The 18,396-nt window shown below is 73.7% G+C and carries 18 protein-coding genes; 8 read left to right on the top strand and 10 right to left on the bottom strand.

Annotated features, from left to right (window positions below):
• Positions 1-5: 5 nt before the first annotated feature.
• Both OG276_RS02925 and OG276_RS02930 read right to left on the bottom strand, forming a co-directional pair.
• On the bottom strand, positions 6-1,136 hold the full coding sequence (locus OG276_RS02925; protein WP_266902392.1) for a spermidine/putrescine ABC transporter substrate-binding protein: 1,131 nt from the start codon (positions 1,134-1,136) through the stop codon (positions 6-8).
• Between the two features lie 118 nt (positions 1,137-1,254).
• Positions 1,255-2,505: an aromatic ring-hydroxylating dioxygenase subunit alpha gene (locus OG276_RS02930; RefSeq protein ID WP_266902394.1), complete on the bottom strand. Its 1,251-nt coding sequence runs from the start codon at positions 2,503-2,505 to the stop codon at positions 1,255-1,257.
• A 408-nt stretch (positions 2,506-2,913) separates the two neighbouring features.
• Between OG276_RS02930 and OG276_RS02935 the strand changes: the two genes are divergently transcribed.
• The 8 genes from OG276_RS02935 (at position 2,914) to OG276_RS02970 (ending at position 11,278) form a co-directional block, all read left to right on the top strand.
• Positions 2,914-3,387, top strand: a complete 474-nt coding sequence (locus tag OG276_RS02935; RefSeq protein ID WP_266902396.1) for a hypothetical protein — start codon at positions 2,914-2,916, stop codon at positions 3,385-3,387.
• A complete protein-coding gene (locus OG276_RS02940) occupies positions 3,384-4,700 on the top strand; it encodes an NADH-ubiquinone oxidoreductase-F iron-sulfur binding region domain-containing protein (RefSeq protein WP_266902398.1) in 1,317 nt (438 codons plus the stop codon). The genes OG276_RS02935 and OG276_RS02940 overlap by 4 nt, the downstream gene beginning before the upstream one ends.
• Positions 4,697-4,888, top strand: a complete 192-nt coding sequence (locus OG276_RS02945; protein WP_266902400.1) for a ferredoxin — start codon at positions 4,697-4,699, stop codon at positions 4,886-4,888. Before OG276_RS02940 ends, OG276_RS02945 begins: the two co-directional genes overlap by 4 nt.
• A gap of 1 nt (position 4,889) precedes the next feature.
• The gene (locus OG276_RS02950; protein WP_266902402.1) at positions 4,890-6,974 is read left to right on the top strand and encodes an acetate--CoA ligase family protein; all 2,085 of its coding nucleotides are present in this window, start codon (positions 4,890-4,892) and stop codon (positions 6,972-6,974) included.
• A gap of 67 nt (positions 6,975-7,041) precedes the next feature.
• Positions 7,042-8,217 (top strand): acyl-CoA dehydrogenase family protein, encoded by a 1,176-nt coding sequence (locus OG276_RS02955; RefSeq protein ID WP_266902404.1) that lies wholly within the window; start codon positions 7,042-7,044, stop codon positions 8,215-8,217.
• Positions 8,218-8,296: 79 nt separating this feature from the next.
• Positions 8,297-9,472 carry an acyl-CoA dehydrogenase family protein gene (locus OG276_RS02960; protein WP_266902406.1) on the top strand — a complete coding sequence of 392 codons (1,176 nt, stop codon included), beginning with the start codon at positions 8,297-8,299 and terminating at the stop codon, positions 9,470-9,472.
• A gap of 170 nt (positions 9,473-9,642) precedes the next feature.
• Entirely contained in the window at positions 9,643-10,503 is an 861-nt protein-coding gene (locus OG276_RS02965) for a 3-hydroxybutyryl-CoA dehydrogenase (protein ID WP_266902408.1), read from the top strand.
• Between the two features lie 142 nt (positions 10,504-10,645).
• Positions 10,646-11,278 (top strand): TetR/AcrR family transcriptional regulator, encoded by a 633-nt coding sequence (locus OG276_RS02970; RefSeq protein WP_266902410.1) that lies wholly within the window; start codon positions 10,646-10,648, stop codon positions 11,276-11,278.
• Between the two features lie 65 nt (positions 11,279-11,343).
• Here OG276_RS02970 and OG276_RS02975 read toward each other — a convergent pair whose 3' ends face one another.
• From OG276_RS02975 to OG276_RS03010, 8 genes are all read right to left on the bottom strand, one after another.
• Positions 11,344-12,747 carry a HAMP domain-containing sensor histidine kinase gene (locus OG276_RS02975; protein WP_266902412.1) on the bottom strand — a complete coding sequence of 468 codons (1,404 nt, stop codon included), beginning with the start codon at positions 12,745-12,747 and terminating at the stop codon, positions 11,344-11,346.
• Positions 12,744-13,472 (bottom strand): response regulator transcription factor, encoded by a 729-nt coding sequence (locus OG276_RS02980; RefSeq protein WP_266902414.1) that lies wholly within the window; start codon positions 13,470-13,472, stop codon positions 12,744-12,746. Before OG276_RS02980 ends, OG276_RS02975 begins: the two co-directional genes overlap by 4 nt.
• A gap of 27 nt (positions 13,473-13,499) precedes the next feature.
• Positions 13,500-14,063, bottom strand: a complete 564-nt coding sequence (locus tag OG276_RS02985) for a hypothetical protein (protein ID WP_266902416.1) — start codon at positions 14,061-14,063, stop codon at positions 13,500-13,502.
• Positions 14,064-14,132: 69 nt separating this feature from the next.
• The gene (locus OG276_RS02990) at positions 14,133-14,900 is read right to left on the bottom strand and encodes a cytochrome c biogenesis CcdA family protein (protein WP_266912487.1); all 768 of its coding nucleotides are present in this window, start codon (positions 14,898-14,900) and stop codon (positions 14,133-14,135) included.
• A gap of 71 nt (positions 14,901-14,971) precedes the next feature.
• The gene (locus OG276_RS02995; RefSeq protein WP_266902418.1) at positions 14,972-15,601 is read right to left on the bottom strand and encodes a TlpA disulfide reductase family protein; all 630 of its coding nucleotides are present in this window, start codon (positions 15,599-15,601) and stop codon (positions 14,972-14,974) included.
• On the bottom strand, positions 15,598-16,392 hold the full coding sequence (locus tag OG276_RS03000) for a thioredoxin family protein (protein WP_266902420.1): 795 nt from the start codon (positions 16,390-16,392) through the stop codon (positions 15,598-15,600). The genes OG276_RS02995 and OG276_RS03000 overlap by 4 nt, the downstream gene beginning before the upstream one ends.
• A 296-nt stretch (positions 16,393-16,688) precedes the next feature.
• Positions 16,689-17,252 carry a hypothetical protein gene (locus OG276_RS03005; RefSeq protein WP_266902422.1) on the bottom strand — a complete coding sequence of 188 codons (564 nt, stop codon included), beginning with the start codon at positions 17,250-17,252 and terminating at the stop codon, positions 16,689-16,691.
• 247 nt (positions 17,253-17,499) lie between these two features.
• The gene (locus OG276_RS03010) at positions 17,500-18,354 is read right to left on the bottom strand and encodes a CAP domain-containing protein (protein ID WP_266902424.1); all 855 of its coding nucleotides are present in this window, start codon (positions 18,352-18,354) and stop codon (positions 17,500-17,502) included.
• Between the last annotated feature and the right edge of the window lie 42 nt (positions 18,355-18,396).

Consider the following 18,396-nt stretch of genomic DNA (forward strand, 5'->3'; position numbering starts at 1 on the left):
CCATGTCAGCCGGCCTTCACATCGGTCCAGGCGGCGTCGCGGAGCTGCTCGCCCTTGGCCGTGCCGTTGCGGAAGTAGAGGTCGTTCTTGAGGTCGGCCGCCGTCACCTGGCACTGGGGGAAGGGCTCCACGAGCGCGGCGTACGTGTCCTCGCTGCCGCGGACCGGCATGGGGTAGCCGATGTACTCGATGTTCCTCTTCACGTTTTCCGGGCGGAGCATGTAGTCGATGAAGAGCATCGCGGTCCCGGGGTGCTGCGCGTTGACGGGTATCGCGTAACAGTCGGAGTTGAGGGGAGCGCCCTCGCGGGCGACTTCGAAGCCGAAGACGGACGGGTCCTCCGCCTGGGCGAGCATGGCGGCCATGTCCCCGCTCCACGCCTGGGTCATATCGGCGTTGCCGTTGAGCAGGTTGTTGTAACTGTCGCTGGAGAAGCCGCGCAGGCGGGGGCGGAGCGAGCGCAGGGTGTCGGTGACGCGCGAGAGATCGCCCTGGTCGTCGGTGGTGAGGCCGAGGCCGAGCTTGAGCGCGCCCAGGCCGAGCACCTCGTCGCGGTCGTCGAGTACGAAGACCTTGCCCTTGGCCTGCTCGTTCCACAGGTCGTCCCAGGAACCGGTCAGTTCGCCGAGCCGGTCGCGGCGCCAGCCGATGCCGGTCTTGTACATGGTGAAGGGCACGGTGTGCCGGGAGCGGGGGTCGTACCAGGGGTCGGCGAAGTAGTCGTAGCCGCCGAACACGGCCTCGGCGTTCTTCAGCCGGGTGTGGTCGATCGTGCGCAGCCTGCCCCCGGCGGCGAGGCGCTGGGACCACTTCGCCGTGGGGAAGATGATGTCGTACTGGTTCCCGGAGTTGAGCTTGGCGGCCATGCCTTCCATCGAGTCGAAGTTCGACTGGACGACCTTGACGCCGTACTCCTTCTCGAAGCCTTGGAAGACGGCCGGGTCGACGAAGTCGGCCCAGTTGAAGTAGACGAGGTCGCCGTCGACCTTGACGTCGATCGGCGCCTCCTCGGCCGCTGTGCCGGCCGGATCGTCACCGGACGCGAATCCGCAGCCGGCTGCCGCGAGGCCGAGGGCGGCGGCGGTGCCGGCGCGGAGGAGGGAGCGTCTGGACAGGGGGTGTGCCTCGGGGGACATGCGGGGTCCTCTCCGTAGGGGGCCGTGGGGGGACGGCGGTTGGGACGACGTGCGGGGGGCGGCGTAGCGGGCGTGACGTGGAGGGCGCAGGGCGAACGAAGGGTGTCTCAGGGGTGGTTCAGCGCTCGGCGCCGGCCGCGTCGGCCGCGTCGGGATCGGCGCCGGCGTCCAGGTCCGCCCGGATGCGGCCGGCGAACCAGGCGACCGCCGACTCGCGGCGGGACAGCGGGCCGGGTTCGAAGCCGGGGGTGGAGAGCCCCTTCTGTACGCGGGCGACCAGCTCGACGTCCTCGTCGTTGGTGATCCAGCCGATGTGGATGTTCAGGCGCCGGGCGAGGCGGGTGCGCAGGCCCGTACCGCGCCGGGTGTAGAACGCGCCGGGGACGGCGACCCGGTCCACGGCCGTCGGGATCGCGGTCCAGGCCAGGACGTGGTCGGGGTAGAAGTCGATGAGGGTGTTCGGGTAGATGACCGCGTACCGCCAGATCCGCCGGTCGGCTTCGGTGAGGCCGGGCATGGGGGCGGCGATGCGCTGGTAGAGGCGTTCGGCCCAGTTCGAGGACGGCTTGTCCCGCAGGGGCGAGGCGAAGAGTGCGTAGGACTCCTCGATCTCGCAGGTGTAGGCCTGGTAGTCGAGCAACCGCATCAGGCCGGGGTGGGCCACCGGCACGTGGTAGCCCTCCAGGTAGTTGTCGACCGTCACCTTCCAGTTGGCCTCCTGGACCTCGGCTCCGGCCAGGTCGTGGATCCGGGCGCGGCCGACCGGCACCAGGCCGGCCCCGGCGTAGTGACCGACGGCCTCGGCGAGCCCGGCGCACTGCTGCGCCAGGGGCACGGCATCGAGGTCGAGGTTGACGAAGACGAAGCCGAGGAAGGATTCGACGCGGGCCGGGAGCAGGCCGAGCGCGGGCTTGTCGAGGCAGGGGATCTGCCGCGCCTCCGGGGCTCCGACCAGGCTTCCGTCGAGGCGGTAGGTCCAGCCGTGGTAGGGGCAGCGGATCGCTTTCCCCTCCGGTTCGGGGGCCGTGACCAGGCGCGTTCCGCGGTGGCGGCACACGTTGAGGTGGGCGGCGAGGGCGCCGTCCTCGGTGCGGACCACGAGTACCTCGCGGCCCGCGACGGTGGCGGCGAGCCGGGCGCCCGGGTTCGGCAGGTCGGACTCGTGGCAGACGAGCTGCCAGGCCTTGGCGAAGACCTGGCGGACCTCCTCGGCGGCCGTGTCGGGATCGGTGTAGTAGCGGGCCGACAGGGCGGGCCCGGGGACATCGGGGACCGGCGGGGCGGCGGGGACCGGCTGATCGGTGGGGACCGGCTGGTCGGTGGGGACCGGCTGATCGGTGGGGGGCTTCTCGGGGGCTCTGGAGTGCATCGGGTGACTCCTCCGTACCGGCGGTGCGGCGGTCGGTCTCGGCGGTGGACATCGAGACGACACGGCGGTGGGCAGCGGGCCGGGGCGGACGCCGAGGCCTTGCTGACCGATTGGACAGCCAGATTGCTGGCTGATTTCCGCCGGGTCAAGACTTGTACGCTGACCGATCGGTCAGCTAGCGTAATTCTCGTCGCTGCACCGGAGTTCATCCACTTCTGGGCCCTTTGTCTGGCCGGACGCAGCCCCGCCGCCCTGGCACCCGCCCGGGCCGGCACCCCCTCCTCCATCCCTTCTTGCCGCACGCCGTCGGCGTCCCCCGCGGTGAGCCCGGGGCATCTCCTCCCCGCCCCGGGCTCCCCGTCACCGGCCCGGCGGCCCACGGCACCCCCATCCCTCCCGGAGGCACGCATGAGCGGTCGTCGCCGTCTGGACTGGCTCGGGCTCACCCCCGAACCGGAGCGGGAACTGCCCGCTGCGGTCGCCGCCCTCCGCGCCTCCTCGCGCCATCCCCCTACGAAGCCCACGGGGCCCAGGGAGCCCCCCGGCCCCGCCCGTCCCCTGAATCCCGAACCGCCGGCAGAGCTGGTGGCCTCCGAGCGGCGCCGCCTGGAGCGCCTGATCCTGCGGGGCAGCCGGCGCGGCTGGCTGCGCTACCTGGCCGAGGTCACCACCCTGGTGACCGCCGTTGCCGACGGTGCCGACGGCCCCGGGCAGGGCGACCGCCCGGCCGCCCTCCTCGCCGGCGAGGTGGTCCTCGACCACCACCGGATGCTGATCGGCCTCCCGGGAACGGGCTACGCCACCGCCGCCGGGGACCGCGCCGCACTTGAGCGCGCCGTACGGACCCTGCGCACCAACTCCCCGACAGGAAGCAGCCGATGACCACGATCCGATTCCCGACGGGGCGGCCGACGGGCTCCGTGCTCGGGGCCGCACCGGACACGGCGGAGGACGCGGAGGCGTACCTCGCCACCGGCGGCTACGCCGACGCCACCGGCCCGGACGAGCTGCTGCGCCACCTCGCCGCATCCGGTCTGCGCGGGCGCGGCGGGGCCGGCTTCCCGGCCGCCGTCAAGCTCCGTGCCGTCCGCGAGCACGGCGGGGTCCCGGTGGTGGTGGCGAACGGCGAGGAGGGCGAGCCCGGTTCGGTCAAGGACCGCTGGCTGCTGCGGGCCAGACCCCACCTGGTCCTCGACGGCCTCGCCCGCGCCGCAGCCATCACCGGGGCCACCCGCGGCTACGTCTACGTCTCGGACCCGGTGGCCGCAGCCCGCGTCCGCCGGGCCCTCGCCGAACGGGAGCCGTGGCTGCCCGTGGAGGTCGTCGAGACCGCCCACACCTACGTCGCCGGGGAGGAGAGCGCGGTCGTCCGCCGGATCGACGGCGGGCCCGCCCTGCCGACCGCCAAACCGCCCCGCCCCTTCGAGCGCGGTGTCGGCGGCGCGCCGACCCTGGTGTCCAACGTCGAGACGCTCGCCCGCATCGCCCTCACCGCCACCCGCCCCGGCCTGCGGCAGGCGATCGCCCGCTCCACCCTGGTGACCCTGTCCGGCGGGAGCGCGGTCCCCCTCCTGGCCGAAGTCGCCTACGGAGCCCCCCTGCGCACGCTGGCCGCCTCGCTCGGCGTCCCGGACCCGGCCGGGGCCCTGATGGGCGGACTGTTCGGCGGACTCGTCCACGCCCGCGCCCTGGACCTCCCCCTCGAACCGGGCGCGCTCGCCGCCGCGGGCACCGGGCTGGGCTGCGGAGCGATCCGCTTCCTCGCCGCCGGAGCCTGCCCCGTGAGCACCGCCGCCGACGCCGTCGGCCACCTCGCGGCGGAGAGCGCACGGCAGTGCGGGGTCTGCGTCTCGGGCACCGCGGCGGTCCGCGACGCCGTGTACGCCCTCGCCGCGGGCACCGCCGCGCCCGACATCCCCGCCCGGTTGGAGCGGTGGTCGCTGGGGCTGCGCGGGCGCGGCGCGTGCGGCCTGCTCGACGCTGCCGCCGGCCTCGCCGGCAGCCTGCTGACCGCCTTCCCCGGACCCGTCCGGTCCCACCTGCGGGGGTCCTGTCCGAGCTGCGCCGCCGCCCTGCCCGGGCGTGGCCACGGGGGCCGCCTCGCCGTGGCCGTACCGGAGGTCGCCGGGGCGGCCTTGGACGCCGCGGACGCCGTGACCGTACCCCGCTCGCCCGTGCTGAAAGGAACACCGTGAAACTCCTGCTGGACTCCACCCGCTGCCAGGGCTACGGACTGTGCCAGGAACACGCACCCCACCTGGTCGAACTCGACGAGTGGGGCTACGCGAAGGTCATCGCCGTCGCCGTCCCGCCCGGTGGCGAGGAAGCGGCGCGCGCCTGCGCCGAGAGCTGCCCCAATTCCGCGCTCCGAGTGGAGAAGTGACATGGGACGCGATCTGACCGCCCTCTTCGACCCGTGCTCGGTCGCCGTGGTCGGCGCCAGCGACGATCCGGCGAAGTACGGCCACGCGGTGGCCTCCCAGGCGCTCCGCGCCGATGGCCGGCGCCCGGTGCACCTGGTGAACCGGCGCGGCGGCACCGTACTCGGCAGACGGGCGGCCCCGTCCCTGGCCGCGATCGGCGAACCCGTCGAGCTGGTGGTGATCTCCGTCCCCGGCAGCGGCTTCGAGGCCGCCGTGGAAGACGCCCTGGCCTGCGGGGCGAAGGCGATCGTCGGCATCACCGCCGGCTTCGCCGAGGCCGGACCGGAGGGAGCGGCCCGCCAGCGCGCGGTCGTCGCCCGGGTCCGGGAGGCCGGAGCCGTGCTCGTCGGCCCCAACTGCCTGGGCATCGCCGACAACACGACCGAGCTGTACCTCGCCTCGGACCGTTTCGCGCCCGGCGGCACCGCCCTGCTGAGCCAGAGCGGCAACCTCGCCCTCGAACTCCAGCTGCGCGGCGCTCCGCACGGCCTGGGCTTCTCCCGGTTCGTCTCCCTCGGCAACCAGGCCGACGTCACCCTCGTCGACCTCGTCGAGGACTGCGCCCGGCACGAGGCCACCACGGCGATCGCCGTGTACGCCGAGGACTTCGGCGACGGCAGGGCCTTCGCCGCGGCCGCCGCCGCGGCGGGCAAGCCGGTGGTCCTGCTCACCGCCGGGCGCGGCTCCGCCTCCGCCCGCAGCGCACAGTCGCACACCGGGGCGCTCACCACCTCGGCCGACGTCGTGGCCGCCGCCTGCCGCGACGCGGGGGTGGAACTCGTACGCACTCCACGGGAGATGACCGTCGTACTGGCAGCCGTGAGCAGCCGGCCCGGACCTCTTGGGGGAGGCCGCCGGACCGCGGTCTTCACCGACGGCGGCGGCCACGGGGCGATCGCGGCCGACGCCGCCGAGGACGCCGGGCTCGACGTGCCGGAGCTCGCCGAGGCGACCCAGGCAGGGCTGCGGACCGTGCTGTGGCCGCAGTCCGCGGTCGGCAATCCGGTCGACCTGGCGGGGATGGGCGAGCAGCAGCCCCTCTCGTACGCCGACGCGGTCGGGCACCTGCTCGCCGCCGAGGAGGTCGACGCGGTCCTGATGACGGGCTACTTCGGCGGGTACGCCGCGTCCGAGGGCGGCCTGGGCGGCGGCCAGGCGACCGGCTCCGTGCTCGCGGAGGGCGAGACCCGGGCCGCCGAGAAGATCGTCACCCACCTCGCGGAGTCGCCCAAACCCCTGGTCGTGCAGTCGATGTATCCCGGGTCGCCGAGCTGCCGGGTGCTGGCCGGGGCCGGGATACCGGTGTTCGCCGCCACCGAGGACGCCGCCCGCGCGCTGTCGGCGATGACCGGCCGGGCGGCGGGCTCCGCATCGCGACTGGCCGCGCTGCCCGCACTCCCCGCCGCCGCCGCGCCGCTGCGGGATCCGGGGTACCACGCGGTGCGCGGGCTGCTCGGCGCCGCCGGTGTGCCCTTCCCGGCCGCGCGGGAGGTCACCGACGAGGCCGGAGTGCTGGCCGCGGCCGCGGAGTTCGAGGGTCCGTACGTACTGAAGGCCCTGCACCTCCTGCACAAGTCCGACGCGGGTGGCGTGGCGCTGCGCCTGGCCGGCCGGGAGGAACTCCTCGCCGCCTACCGGGACATGCGCGCCCGGCTCGGCGCCGGCGCGTACTCGGTCGAGGCGATGGCGGACCTCTCGGACGGGGTCGAACTGATCGTGGGCGTGAACCGCGACCCCCGCTTCGGACCGGTGGCCATGGTCGGGCTCGGCGGGGTCCTCACCGAGACCCTGCGCGACGTGGCCTTCGCGCTGGCGCCCGTACCGGCGCGGCGGGCCGAGGAGTTGCTGCGGGGGCTGCGGAGCGCCGCCCTGCTCGCGGGTGTCCGCGGCCGGCCCGCCCTCGACGTGGCCGCCGCAGCCGCCGTGATCGAACGCATCACGACGGTGGCCGCCGCGCATCCCGAGATCGCCGAGCTGGAGGTCAACCCGCTCCTGGTCCGCCCGGACGGCGCCCTGGCACTGGACGCGCGGGCCGTCCTGGGCTGAGCCCGGTACGCCCCTTCCAATCCTCAACTCACCTGCTACTTACGACCCTTAGGCACCGGAGCACGCCATGGACTTCCGCTACACGCCCGAGCAGGCCGATCTCAAGGCCCGCGCCGCCGCCTACGCACGACTCCTGATGGGGTACGAAGACCAGTCCGAGGAAGCGGGCGGCCCGCTGCCCGCCGAGACGGTCCGCGAACTGACCCGCGCCGCCATGGACGCCGGGGTCTACGCGATCAACATGCCCGCCGCCTGGGGCGGGGCCGGCCTGTCCCTGCTGGACCAGGTCATCGTCGAGGAGGAGTTCGGCAAGGTCACCAACTGCCTCTGGGACATCCCCTGGCGGCCCGCGAACGTCCTCGCCCACGGCACCGAGGCGCAGCGCGAGAAGTACCTCCTGCCCGTGATCCGGGGCGAGCGCTTCGATGCGTTCGCGGTCACCGAACCCGGTGCGGGCTCGGACCCCGGCTCGTGCACGAGCACGGCGACACGCACCGAGGGCGGCTGGCTGCTCAACGGTGAGAAGTGGTTCGTGACCTGCGGTGACATCGCCGACTTCCTGCTGGTGCAGGCCGATGCGGGCCCGGAGCGGGCCGCGACCCTGTTCTTCGTGGACAAGGGGGCCGCGGGCGTCGAGATGACGCGGGTCCCCCGGTTCATGCACTCGGCGGTGAACGGGCACCCCGAGTTCACCTTCACCGATGTCTTCGTCGCCGACGAGGACGTGCTCGGCGGGGTCGGCAACGGCTACGAGCTGACGAAGGAGTGGTTCACGGACGAGCGCCTGATGATCGCCGCCCGGACCGTCGGAGCGGCGGAGCGCGCCCTGGAACTCGCCCGCGACTGGGCCGTCGGCCGCCGCCAGTTCGGCTCCCCCATCGCCGACTTCCAGCTGATCCAGGGCATGCTCGCCGACTGCGCCGTCGACATCGCCGTCAACCGCGCCTACACCCACCAGGTCGCCTGGGAGGCCGACCAGCCGCACACCGACCCCAAGACCCTGCACGCCAAGGCCTCGACGGCGAAGCTCGCCGCGAGCGAGGCCGCGGGACGGGTCATCGACCGGTGCGTCCAGATCTTCGGGGGCCGCGGCTACGACCGCTCGTACCCCGTCGAGCGGATGTACCGGGAACTGCGCGTCGACCGGATCTGGGAGGGCACCTCCGAGATCCAGCGCCTGATCATCGCCAACGAGCTCGTCAAGCGGGGTACGGGGGCGCTCGCGCTGCCCGGCCGCTCCTAACGGGCCCCGCGCCACCGCCTGCCACCGCCTGCCACCCCGCAACCACGATCACGATCTCAAGGACGAGGACGAACAGACCATGGACTTCCGCCTCACCGCCCGTCAGGAAGAGCTCCGCGACTCGGCGCGCGCCCTCACCGGGTTCATCATGAAGTACGAGCTCGACTGCGAGGAGAACAACGGACTGCCCCCGCAGGCCCACACCGAGATCCGCGACGCCGTCCTCGACAGCGGCCTCCAGGCCGTCAACATGCCCGCGGAGTGGGGCGGCGCCGGGCTGAGCATCCTGGAGCAGGTCACCGTGCAGGCCGAACTCGGCCGGCTCACCGGCGCCCTGTGGGACATGGTGTGGCGTCCGGCCAACGCCCTGTCCTTCTGCACGCCGGAGCAGCGCGAGCGGTACCTCGTCCCGGTGATCCGGGGACAGCGCCGCGACTGCTACGCGGTGAGCGAGCCCGAGGCGGGCTCCGACCCGCAGAGCCTGCGGACCACGGCGACGCGTACGCAGGACGGCGGCTGGGTGCTGAACGGCGAGAAGTGGTTCGTCACCGTCGGCGACCACGCGGACTTCATGATCGTGCTCGCGGCCGCCGGGGAGGAGCGGGCACCGACCCTGTTCCTCGTCGACAAGGACACCCCGGGCATCGAGATGACCCGGGTGCCCCGCTGGATGCACACCTTCGTCTACGAGCACCCCGAGTTCACCTTCACCGAGGTCCGTCTGCCCGCGGACGCGGTGCTCGGGGAGGTCGGCTCCGGCTACGACATCACCCGCTCCTGGTTCACCGAGGAACGGCTGATGATCGCCGCGCGCACGATCGGAGCGGCCGAGCGCGCCCTGGAACTCGCCCGCGACTGGGCCGTCGAACGCCGCCAGTTCGGCTCCCCCATCGCCGACTTCCAGCTGATCCAGGGCATGCTCGCCGACTGCGCCGTCGACATCGCCGTCAACCGCGCCTACACCCACCAGGTCGCCTGGGAGGTCGACGAAGGCGTCCTCGACCGCAAGACGCTGCACGCGAAGGCCGCCATCGCCAAGCTGTCGGCGAGCGAGGCGTCCGGCCGGGTCATCGACCGCTGCCTGCAGATCTTCGGTGGCCGCGGCTACGACCGCTCGTACCCCGTCGAGCGGCTCTACCGCGAACTGCGCGTGGACCGCATCTGGGAGGGCACCTCCGAGATCCAGCGCCTCATCGTCGCGGGCGAACTCGTCAAGCGCGGCACCGGTGTGCTGCGGATGCCGTCCTCGGTGTGACCCGGAGCGGCGGTCCGGGCCACGCCCGCGGGCCACTGCCCGGACCGCCGCCGCGTCCGCCCGTACGCGAAGCCCCGTACGAGAAGCCCTGTACGCGAAGCCCCGTACGCGAACCGCTCGTACGAGAACCGTCCGTACGAGAACCGTCCGAGTCCGAAGAGGGAGAACCGATGACCGATGTCGAACGCGTCGGGATCGTGGGCTGCGGCCTGATGGGCTCCGGCATCGCCGAAGTCTGTGCCCGCGCCGGGCGGGACGTGGTGGTGGTGGAGACGAGCCGGAGTGCGGCGGACGCCGGCCTGGAGCGGATCACCCGCTCCCTGGCCCGCGCCACGGCGGCCGGAAAGCTGACCACCGCCGAACGCGACGCCGCCGCGGGCCGGATCGCCATGACCACGGACATGGACCGGATGGCCGACCGGGACCTCGTCGTCGAGGCGGTGGCCGAAGACGAGCGGGCGAAGCTGGAGGTCTTCGCCCTGCTCGACCGGACCGTCGAGCGCAGGGACGCGGTGCTCGCGACGAACACCTCCTCCATCCCGGTCATCCGGGTGGCGGCGGCCACGTCCCGGCCGGAGCAGGTCGTCGGCCTCCACTTCTTCAATCCCGTCCCGGTGCTTCCCCTGGTCGAGCTGGTGCCCTCCCTGCTCACCTCCGCGGAAACCGTCCGGCGCGCGCGGGAGTTCGCCTCCGGCGTGCTGGGCAAGCAGGTCGTCCACGCGGAGGACCGGGCAGGGTTCGTGGTGAACGCGCTCCTCGTCCCGTACCTGCTGGCCGCCGTACGGATGGCCGCGTCGCGGACCGCGTCGGCCGAGGACATCGACCGCGGCATGACCCTGGGGTGCGCGCACCCGCTCGGGCCGCTCGCCCTGGCCGACCTCATCGGACTGGACACCGTCCAGGCGATCGCCCGGTCGATGTACACGGAGTACCGCGAGCCGCTGTACGCACCTCCGCCCCTCCTGGCCCGGATGGTGGACGCGGGCCTGCTCGGCCGCAAGACCGGCCGGGGCTTCCACACCTATTCCTGACCTGGGACGGCCCAGGTGCCCCGACAGCCGCGGCCCGGACGCCCCATGCGCGAGGATGGGGGTCCGGCGGGCGGGGCCGCCGGGGCCCTTCCACTTACCCATGCACCCCTTCCGACGGGTGCCGACACGGGGAGCAGCCCACGTGACCAAGGCCGAACGGGCACTCGAAACGCGTGAGCGGATCCTCACGGCCGCGTGCGAAGTGATCGCCGACATCGGTTTCGAGCACGTCAGCATGCGCAAGGTCGCCGAGGCCGCCGGTGTCTCGAAGGCCCTGCTCCACTATCACTTCGAGACCCGCGAGAAGCTCTTCGCCGAGGCGATGACGCATTCCTTCGCCAAGACCGGTACGGATACGGGCAGCGAGGACGATTCGCTCCCGGCCGCCGCCGTGCTGGCCCGGATCGTACGGAGCATGCTGCCCACGGACGAGGAGCTCCGCCAGGACTGGAAGCTCTGGCAGGAGTTGTGGGTGCGCGCCCTGCGCGACGGCACGGCCCGTGACCTCGCCGTCGACCTGTACGACCAACTGCACGCCTGGGTCGCCGGAGTCGTGGAACGGGGCATCGCCTCCGGGGAGTTCACCGACTGCGACGTCGCCGAGGTCGGCACGCTGGTGCTGGCCCTGTGCGACGGCCTCGGCAACCGCCTGATGCTGGAGGACCCCCGGATCGACCTCGCCACGGCCCAGTCGACGATCTGGCGGGCGATCGCGCCGGCCCTCGGGATCGCCCCCGTCTTCCCCGAGGTCGCTCCGGTGGCCCCGGCGGTCTGACGGCGCGGGCGGAACCCGGGCGCCCCGGGCCTGGGTCGCCCCCGGGCCTGGGTCGCCCCTGGCCTTCACCGCCCGCGCGGCCGTCCCGTACGCCGCCGGGAGGCGCGCGGCCCGCGTCCGGACGGCAGGGGCGCCGCCAGGCCGAAGACCACGGTGATCCGGGCGCCGCCGCGGGGTCCGCGGGCGATGCGCACCGAGCCGCCCGTGACGGAGCCGGCCCGGCGGGCGATGTCGAGGCCGAGGCCCGAGGAGCCGCTGCTGCTTCCGCGGGAGAGTGCCTGGTCCGGTTCGGGGATGCCCGGACCGTCGTCCTCCACGACCAGTTCCACGGCCTGGGCGGTACGGGCGACACGTACGGCGAACGGGGTACCGGGCGGGGTGTGCCGGAAGACGTTGCCGATGAGCGCGTCCACCACGGCGGCGACGTCGTCCTCGCAGAGGCCGACGGCCGCGGACTCCTGGGTGAGGTCGAGGGAGCAGGGGCGGTCCTGCTGCTCCGCCAGGACCGCCCAGAAGGCGGTCCTGCGGCGTACGACGTCCGCCGCCTCGCAGCGGGGGCCGGCCGGTCCCGGGCCCGTGGCCTGGTGCGCCGTGCCCGCTTCCGGGCCGAGCATGCCCTGTCCCATGGGGCCCACGGCGAGCGGGGTGCGGGCCGCGGTGATGATGGCCCGGAGTTCCGTCTCCAGTGCGCAGACGGCCGCCTCGACCCTGGCCGACTCCGGTGAGCCGGCCATGCGTTCCGTGGCCAGGTGCAGGGCGGTCAGCGGGGTGCGCAGCCGGTGGGACAGGTCGGCGACCAGTTCGCGTTCGACGGCGAGCAGCTCGGTCATCCGGTGGGCCATGGTGTTGAAGGCGATGCCCGCCTCACGCAGTTCCCTGGGCCCCATGGGGTCCACGCGGGCGTCCAGATTGCCCCGGCCCAGGGCCTGGGAGGCGTGGGCGAGCCTCTTGGAGGACCGGACGACCTTGGCGCCGAGGCGGTCGGCGACCAGGACGGAGCCTCCGACCAGTCCGACGGCGAGGAGGAGCATGACCGCCCAGGAGGCCGTGACCCCGCGGGTCAGCTCCTGTTCGGGGACGAAGTTCTCGATGACGGCGACCTGGTCGCCGGGCAGTACCACCGGCTGCAGGCAGATCCAGCCGCCGGGGATCCGTTCGGATATGGACTCGCGGCCCTGCTGGGCGCGTTCGAGCAGCGCCGCGGGGGCCCGGGACGTGCCGAGGGCGGGGGCCTCCGGCAGGTGGACGACCACGTACTCGGCCGCGTCCAGGCTGGCGGCGGATTCCCGCAGGGCGGACGGATCCGTGGTCAGGGTCAGTACGGGGGCCAGGGCGGCGGCCCGCTGCTCGGCGGCGGTGACACTCTGCTCCTTGACGAGCGACATGACCAGGGCGGCCAGCGGGATGAGGAAGGAGAGGGCGACCATGGACGTGACGGCGAGCGCCACTCCGGCCAGGGAGCGTCTCACCGCGGCGCCACCAGCTTGATGCCGACGCCGCGGACGGTCAGCAGGTAGCGCGGGGCGGCCGCGCGTTCGCCGAGCTTGCGGCGCAGCGAGGACAGGTGCACGTCGACGGTCTGGTCGTCGACGTACGGCTCGCGCCAGACCTCGGTCAGCAGCCGCCGTTTCGAGACGACCTGGCCGGTGTGGTGGGCGAGGAAGGCCAGGAGGTCGAACTCGCGGCGGGTGAGCCGGAGCTCTCGGCCGGACAGGTACGCCGTGCGCGCCCCGGGGTCCACCGCCAGCTCGCCCACGGTGGTGGGGCGCAGCGGTTCGGCCGCCGCCGGCAGCTGGCCCCGGGCGCCGTGCGCGGCGTGGGCGGGCGGCAGGTGGCTGGTGCGCCGCAGGACGGCGGAGAGGCGTGCGATGAGCTGTCCCCCGGAGAAGGGTTTGACCAGGTAGTCGTCGGCGCCCGCGTTGAGGAGCCGGATGATCTCCGCTTCGTCGTCGCGGGCGGTGGCGACCAGCACGGGAACGGAGGAGATGCCGCGGATCATGCGCAGTGCGTCTCCTCCGTCCAGATCGGGCAGCCCCAGGTCGAGGACCACGGCGTCGACGGGCGACTGGGTGACCTCGCGCAGGGCGCCGAACCCGTCGCCCGCGCTGCGTACGGCATACCCGTGCTCCGTCAGGACTTCGATGAGTGACTGGCGGATGCTGGGGTCGTCTTCGACGACCAGGACGCTCGGCATGGGCACACCTTAGGTGAACGTTCGTTCCTATCGGTCCCCGAAGGCCGGGCCCCCGTCGCCGACGCGCAGGTGGACGGGGCGGTCGGAGACCGGAATGGTGCAGCCTTCCTCCGCGCTGCAGCTCGCGTACCCGAGCAGTACGGTCGCGTCGCCGTTGCCGTCCAGGCGGACGGGCAGCGTGGTGGTGACGGGCCCGTCCGGGTAGACGGGGAGCGGGGCGTCGACGCCGGGCACGCTGATCGTCCGTACGTCCGCCGCGGCCGTGAGCTTCCCGTCCGCCCGCAGGACGCCGATGACGTCCATCGAGGTCGGCCGGCCCACGCCGTCGATTCCGGTGGCCGGCAGTTCGGTGCTGTAGAGGTGGAACCCCTTCTCCTCGGGGGTGAAGACCGCGGTCAGGGTGGCCCTCGGCGGATGCCACTCGGACACCGAGAGCGTGACGGTGACCCCGTTCTCGGAGAAGCTCGTCGTGGGCGCGGAGGCGGTCTCGGCGGGCTGCTCGCCGCAGGCCGTGACCGCGGCCAGACAGAGCAGGGCGGCGGCGAGGCGGGCCGTGCGGGAGGAGGGGTGCGCGTACGGGGACACGTTCATGGCCGTGCTTTCGTCAGGGGAGGGAGGGAAGGCGAGGGGGGAGGGAAGGCGGGGGGGGAGGGCCGCGGTCTAGACGGCTGTGGTGTACGCCGCGCTCCACAACTGGAGCCGGTACACCAGGTCGTTCCACACGCCGGTGGCCAGCAGTACGCCGACGAGGACGAGCATGCCGCCGCCGATCCGCAGGACCCACTGGTAGTGCCGTTTGACCAGGCCGAAGGCGCCCAGGGCCCGGCGGAAGGCCAGGGCGGCGAGGATGAACGGCAGGCCCAGCCCGAGGCAGTAGGCCGCCATCAGCAGGGCCCCGCGGGCCGCGCTCGCCTCGCTCCAGGCGAGCGCCTGTACGGCGGCCAGCGTCGGGCCGATGCACGGGGTCCACCCGACCGCGAACACCGCCCCCAGCAGCGGTGCGCCCGCCAGACCGAGCACGGGCCGCCGGTGGCTGCGGAACTCCCGCTGGGTGAAGCCCGGCAGGAACCCCATGAAGGACAGCCCCATGAGCACGGTGAAGACGCCGAGCACCTGCGTGACCACCTCCTGGTGGGCCAGCAGGGTGCGGCCGACGTACCCGAACAGGGCTCCCCCGGAGACGAGGACGGCCGTGAAGCCCAGGACGAACAGCAGCGCGCCGGCCGCCATGCGGCCGCGCCGCCCGCCGCGGGCGTCCGCCAGGTCGGACACCGACAGGCTGGTCACGTAGCTCAAGTAGCCCGGCACGAGGGGCAGTACGCACGGGGAGAGGAAGGAGACGAGTCCCGCGAAGAACGCCACGGGGGCGGCGACGGCCGGCGTGCCGTGGAGGAGGGAGGGGGTCGCGTCGGTGGGGGCGAGCGCCATCGTTTCGGCGACCGTCGTCATGCCGGTGAGCGCCGTCATCTCCATGAGCGCCGCCATGGCGGTGAGCGCCGTCACGACGTCTCCTGCGCCACGCGGGCGACCAAGGGCCGCAGTTGCTCGTCGGTGACCGCTCCCCCGATGCTGACGGCGATCCGGCCGCGGCGGTCGATCACCAGCGTCGAGGGGATGGTCTGCGGGTTGAGGAGCGCGGGCGGGAAGCGGAGCAGGAGCTCGCCGGAGGGGTCGTGGAGGCTGGGGAATCCCAGGCCGTGCGCGCGTACGAAGGACTGCGCCGCCGCGCGGTCCCGGTCGCGGGTGTTGATCCCGAGGAACCGGACGCCCTGCGCCCGGGTCTGCGCGCTGAGCCGCTCCAAGTCGTCGGCCTCCGCGCGGCAGGGCCCGCACCACGATCCCCAGACGTTGAGGACGACGACCTGGCCCCGGAACCCGGCGAGGCCGACCGGCTTTCCGTCCAGGTCGGCGCCCGCCAGCGCGGGCGCCTGCGGTCGGGCGCCCGCGTCCACGACCGCCGCCGCGGCCATGGGTCTGACTGCAACGCTCCCCGGTCCGGACGGCTGCCCACCGCCGCCGTCGCCGTCGTCGTCGGAGGCCGCGCCCGCAGCGGCGTAGAGGCACCCGGCGAGGGCCACCGCGAGCGCGGCACCGGCCAGGGCGGTGGGGCGCGGGACCGCTCGTCTCATGACGCCCACTGGCGGAGGAAGGAGCCGATGCCGTCCGCGGTCAGGGCGGGGTTGCCGGTGACGTGCGTGTCGGTGCGCACGGTGCCGGACGGCGAGACCACGACCAGCACGGGCATCTTGTAGGTCCCGCCCGAGGGGCTGTACTTGCGCAGGAGGGCGGAGTTGGCGGAGCTGTTGCCGCCGATGTCCACCTTGACCAGGTGGTACGAGGCTCCGAGGATCGATGCCGTCTTGGGCTGGGCGAACACCTTGTCGGCCGCCTTGCAGTTGCCGCACCAGTTGGCGCCGAAGTCGAGCAGCACCATCCGCCCGTCGGTCTTGGCCGCGCGCAGCGCGGCGTCGATCAGCTTCTGCGCGTCGGCCGAACTGTCGTAGCCGGGGCCGGGTATCCGGGCCGCCGGGGCGGGCGCGGCGGAGGTGCGGGACGGCTTGGGGGCGGGCTTGGCGGGCTGGGCGCGCGAGGGGGTGGGCGAGGCGCCGGCGGCGGTACTGGCCGACGCGGATGCGGACGGCGACGGCGACGGCGACGCGGACGGCGTGGCGGACCCGGTCGAGGACGCCTCGGCGGACGCCGACTCCGTGCCGGCCGGAAGGGCCTGCGAGGACTGTCCGGCCGTCGTCGGCGCGGCGGCGCCGACGGACTGGGTGGACGAAGGACCGCACGCTGCGGTCAGCCCGGCGGCGAGCACGGCCGCGGTCACCAGGGGGAGCCGCACGCCCAGCGGCACGGCGGAGCGCGGGCTCGTCGTACGGCGGGCTGCGCGGACGGGTCGGAGTATGCGAGAAGTCATGACGAAGACACCCCAAGGCACGGTTCGGACTACGGGAAGCGCGAGACGCCTTCCGGATCGGTGGAGCCGGTGGCGCGACGGCTCGTCGGGCGCCGGGGCAGGTGTGCCCGGGCGCCGGAGGCCGCTCGGCTGACGCGAGCATAGGACGGCCGGGGGCCACCGGAACCGGATGCGCGTGATCTTGAGGTTCCCCTAAGGAACAGCTCACCTTCCGCTTCACCGGGGTCCGGGCGATGGGCGTGCAGAAGGGGGTGAAATCCGTAAAGGGGATCAGGGGGGCGAGTGGTGCGGACCGGTCAGAAGGAGGTCTCGCGCACGCTGGCCCGCGCCGACGGGGTGATCGTCGCCGTGATGACCGAGCGGTGGTTCGCGCTGGTGAAGGTGACGGTCAGGGTGTCGTCCGCGGTCTGCGACGTGCCGGCCTTGTATCCCCGGCCGGGTACGGCCGAGATCAGGCACACGCCGCGGCTGCCGTAGCGCACGGTGACCTTGCCGCCCTCCGAGGGGACGGTGTGCAGGCCCGGTCCGCCCTCGGCGCAGTCGACGGATGGCTTGGGCGCTGTCGGCCGGGGCGTTCCCGGCGAGGCCTTGACCGAAGTGGGCGTCGCGGCCGGGGAGGACGGCCGAATGGTCGCGGAGGGCGAACCGCTGGGGGTGGGGCTCGGGGACTGCGGGCTCGGCGACTGCCCCTGCGACGCCTGCCAGGCCGGCGGAGTGTCGACGACCATGGGGGCGGACCGCGCGACCGGAGGCGTGTGCCTGGTCGAACCGACCACGAACTGGACCGTGGCGAGCACGGCGGTCACGCTGGCGGCGGTGCACGACAGCCATATGAGCAAGTAGCGCGGAATTCGGGGCACGGCCCCATAGTGACCGACCCGGCGGGCCGCCCGTCACCGCCTCCCCCGTAAGAACGCGGCCTGCCGGCCGGACCCCGGCCGGACCCCGATCCGGCCGGGAACGCCGACGTCCTCCCGGCCCGCGTACGGGCCAGGAGGACGTGTTGCCGGGCCCCGTGGGGGCGGGCCCGGAGGAGAGTGGCAGGTGGGGGTGACGGGCGGGAGTGAGGGGTGGGAGCGAGAGGGTGGGAGCGAGAGGTGGGAGTTCCTACCTCGGCGCTCCGAAGTTCTGTGTCCACCAGGGGCCGCCGTCGCCCTTGTGGAAACCTATGCCGATCTCCTTGAACCCGCAGTTGAGGATGTTGGCCTTGTGGCCGGGGCTGTTCATCCACGCGTTCATGACCGCGGCGGCGTCCGACTGCCCGCGGGCTATGTTCTCCCCCAGCCGGGACCAGCCGTATCCGGCGGCTTCCACGCGGGTGGTCATGGTGGAGCCGTCGGGGCCGGTGTGGGACATGACCCCGCTGCGGGCCATCGTGTCGCTGTACGCCCGCGCCGCGGCACTCAGCTTGGCGTTCACGGTCAGCCCACCGCAACCGGCGGCGGCCCGCTCCTTGTTGACCAGGGACAGGACCGCGGACTCCACGCCGGACGCACCGGAGGAGCCGCCCGAACCGCCGGAACCACCGGACCCACCGGAACTGCCCGAACCGCCGCCGCCGGTGGTCGCGGCGGGCGTACGGGTCGGCGGCTTCGGCTTGGCGGCCGGGGTGGATGCCGCGGAGGCCGGGCGGCTCTCCGTCGCCGTCTTCGTGGGCGAGGCCGATCCCGAGGCGGAGGGGGTGGGCGTCGCGGACGGCATCGCACCCGTCGCCGACGCGGCGTCGGCGGAGAGCGTGGGGGCGGCGGACGAGGGACTTGCCGTCGCCCGCTCACCACCGGAACCCGCCGCCGCGGCCTTCGCCCCGGTCGCACGTGCGCCCTCGCCGGAATCGGCCACCGCGACTCCGACCGCCACCACCGCGGCCGCCGTGCCGAGGGACAGCACGATGCGCGTGCGCACCGTCTTCTTCCGTCGCGCCTCGACGCGGGACGGGGCTCCGGGGGTTCGGCTGCGGCTCATGCCTGTGGCACCTCTCGGCGAGAAGGGAGGACGGGTCCCTGA

The sequence above is a fragment of the Streptomyces sp. NBC_00086 genome (assembly GCF_026343255.1).
In the GTDB taxonomy this organism is placed as follows: domain Bacteria; phylum Actinomycetota; class Actinomycetes; order Streptomycetales; family Streptomycetaceae; genus Streptomyces.

Bases quoted from the DNA above. Each gene is read 5' to 3' on its own strand.
- OG276_RS02925 (WP_266902392.1), bottom strand. From the start codon at position 1,136: ATGTCCCCCGAGGCACACCCCCTGTCCAGACGCTCCCTCCTCCGCGCC.
- OG276_RS02930 (WP_266902394.1), bottom strand. From the start codon at position 2,505: ATGCACTCCAGAGCCCCCGAGAAGCCCCCCACCGATCAGCCGGTCCCC.
- OG276_RS02935 (WP_266902396.1), top strand. From the start codon at position 2,914: ATGAGCGGTCGTCGCCGTCTGGACTGGCTCGGGCTCACCCCCGAACCG.
- OG276_RS02940 (WP_266902398.1), top strand. From the start codon at position 3,384: ATGACCACGATCCGATTCCCGACGGGGCGGCCGACGGGCTCCGTGCTC.
- OG276_RS02950 (WP_266902402.1), top strand. From the start codon at position 4,890: ATGGGACGCGATCTGACCGCCCTCTTCGACCCGTGCTCGGTCGCCGTG.
- OG276_RS02955 (WP_266902404.1), top strand. From the start codon at position 7,042: ATGGACTTCCGCTACACGCCCGAGCAGGCCGATCTCAAGGCCCGCGCC.
- OG276_RS02960 (WP_266902406.1), top strand. From the start codon at position 8,297: ATGGACTTCCGCCTCACCGCCCGTCAGGAAGAGCTCCGCGACTCGGCG.
- OG276_RS02965 (WP_266902408.1), top strand. From the start codon at position 9,643: ATGACCGATGTCGAACGCGTCGGGATCGTGGGCTGCGGCCTGATGGGC.
- OG276_RS02980 (WP_266902414.1), bottom strand. From the start codon at position 13,472: ATGCCGAGCGTCCTGGTCGTCGAAGACGACCCCAGCATCCGCCAGTCA.
- OG276_RS02985 (WP_266902416.1), bottom strand. From the start codon at position 14,063: ATGAACGTGTCCCCGTACGCGCACCCCTCCTCCCGCACGGCCCGCCTC.
- OG276_RS02990 (WP_266912487.1), bottom strand. From the start codon at position 14,900: ATGGCGCTCGCCCCCACCGACGCGACCCCCTCCCTCCTCCACGGCACG.
- OG276_RS02995 (WP_266902418.1), bottom strand. From the start codon at position 15,601: ATGAGACGAGCGGTCCCGCGCCCCACCGCCCTGGCCGGTGCCGCGCTC.
- OG276_RS03000 (WP_266902420.1), bottom strand. From the start codon at position 16,392: ATGACTTCTCGCATACTCCGACCCGTCCGCGCAGCCCGCCGTACGACG.
- OG276_RS03010 (WP_266902424.1), bottom strand. From the start codon at position 18,354: ATGAGCCGCAGCCGAACCCCCGGAGCCCCGTCCCGCGTCGAGGCGCGA.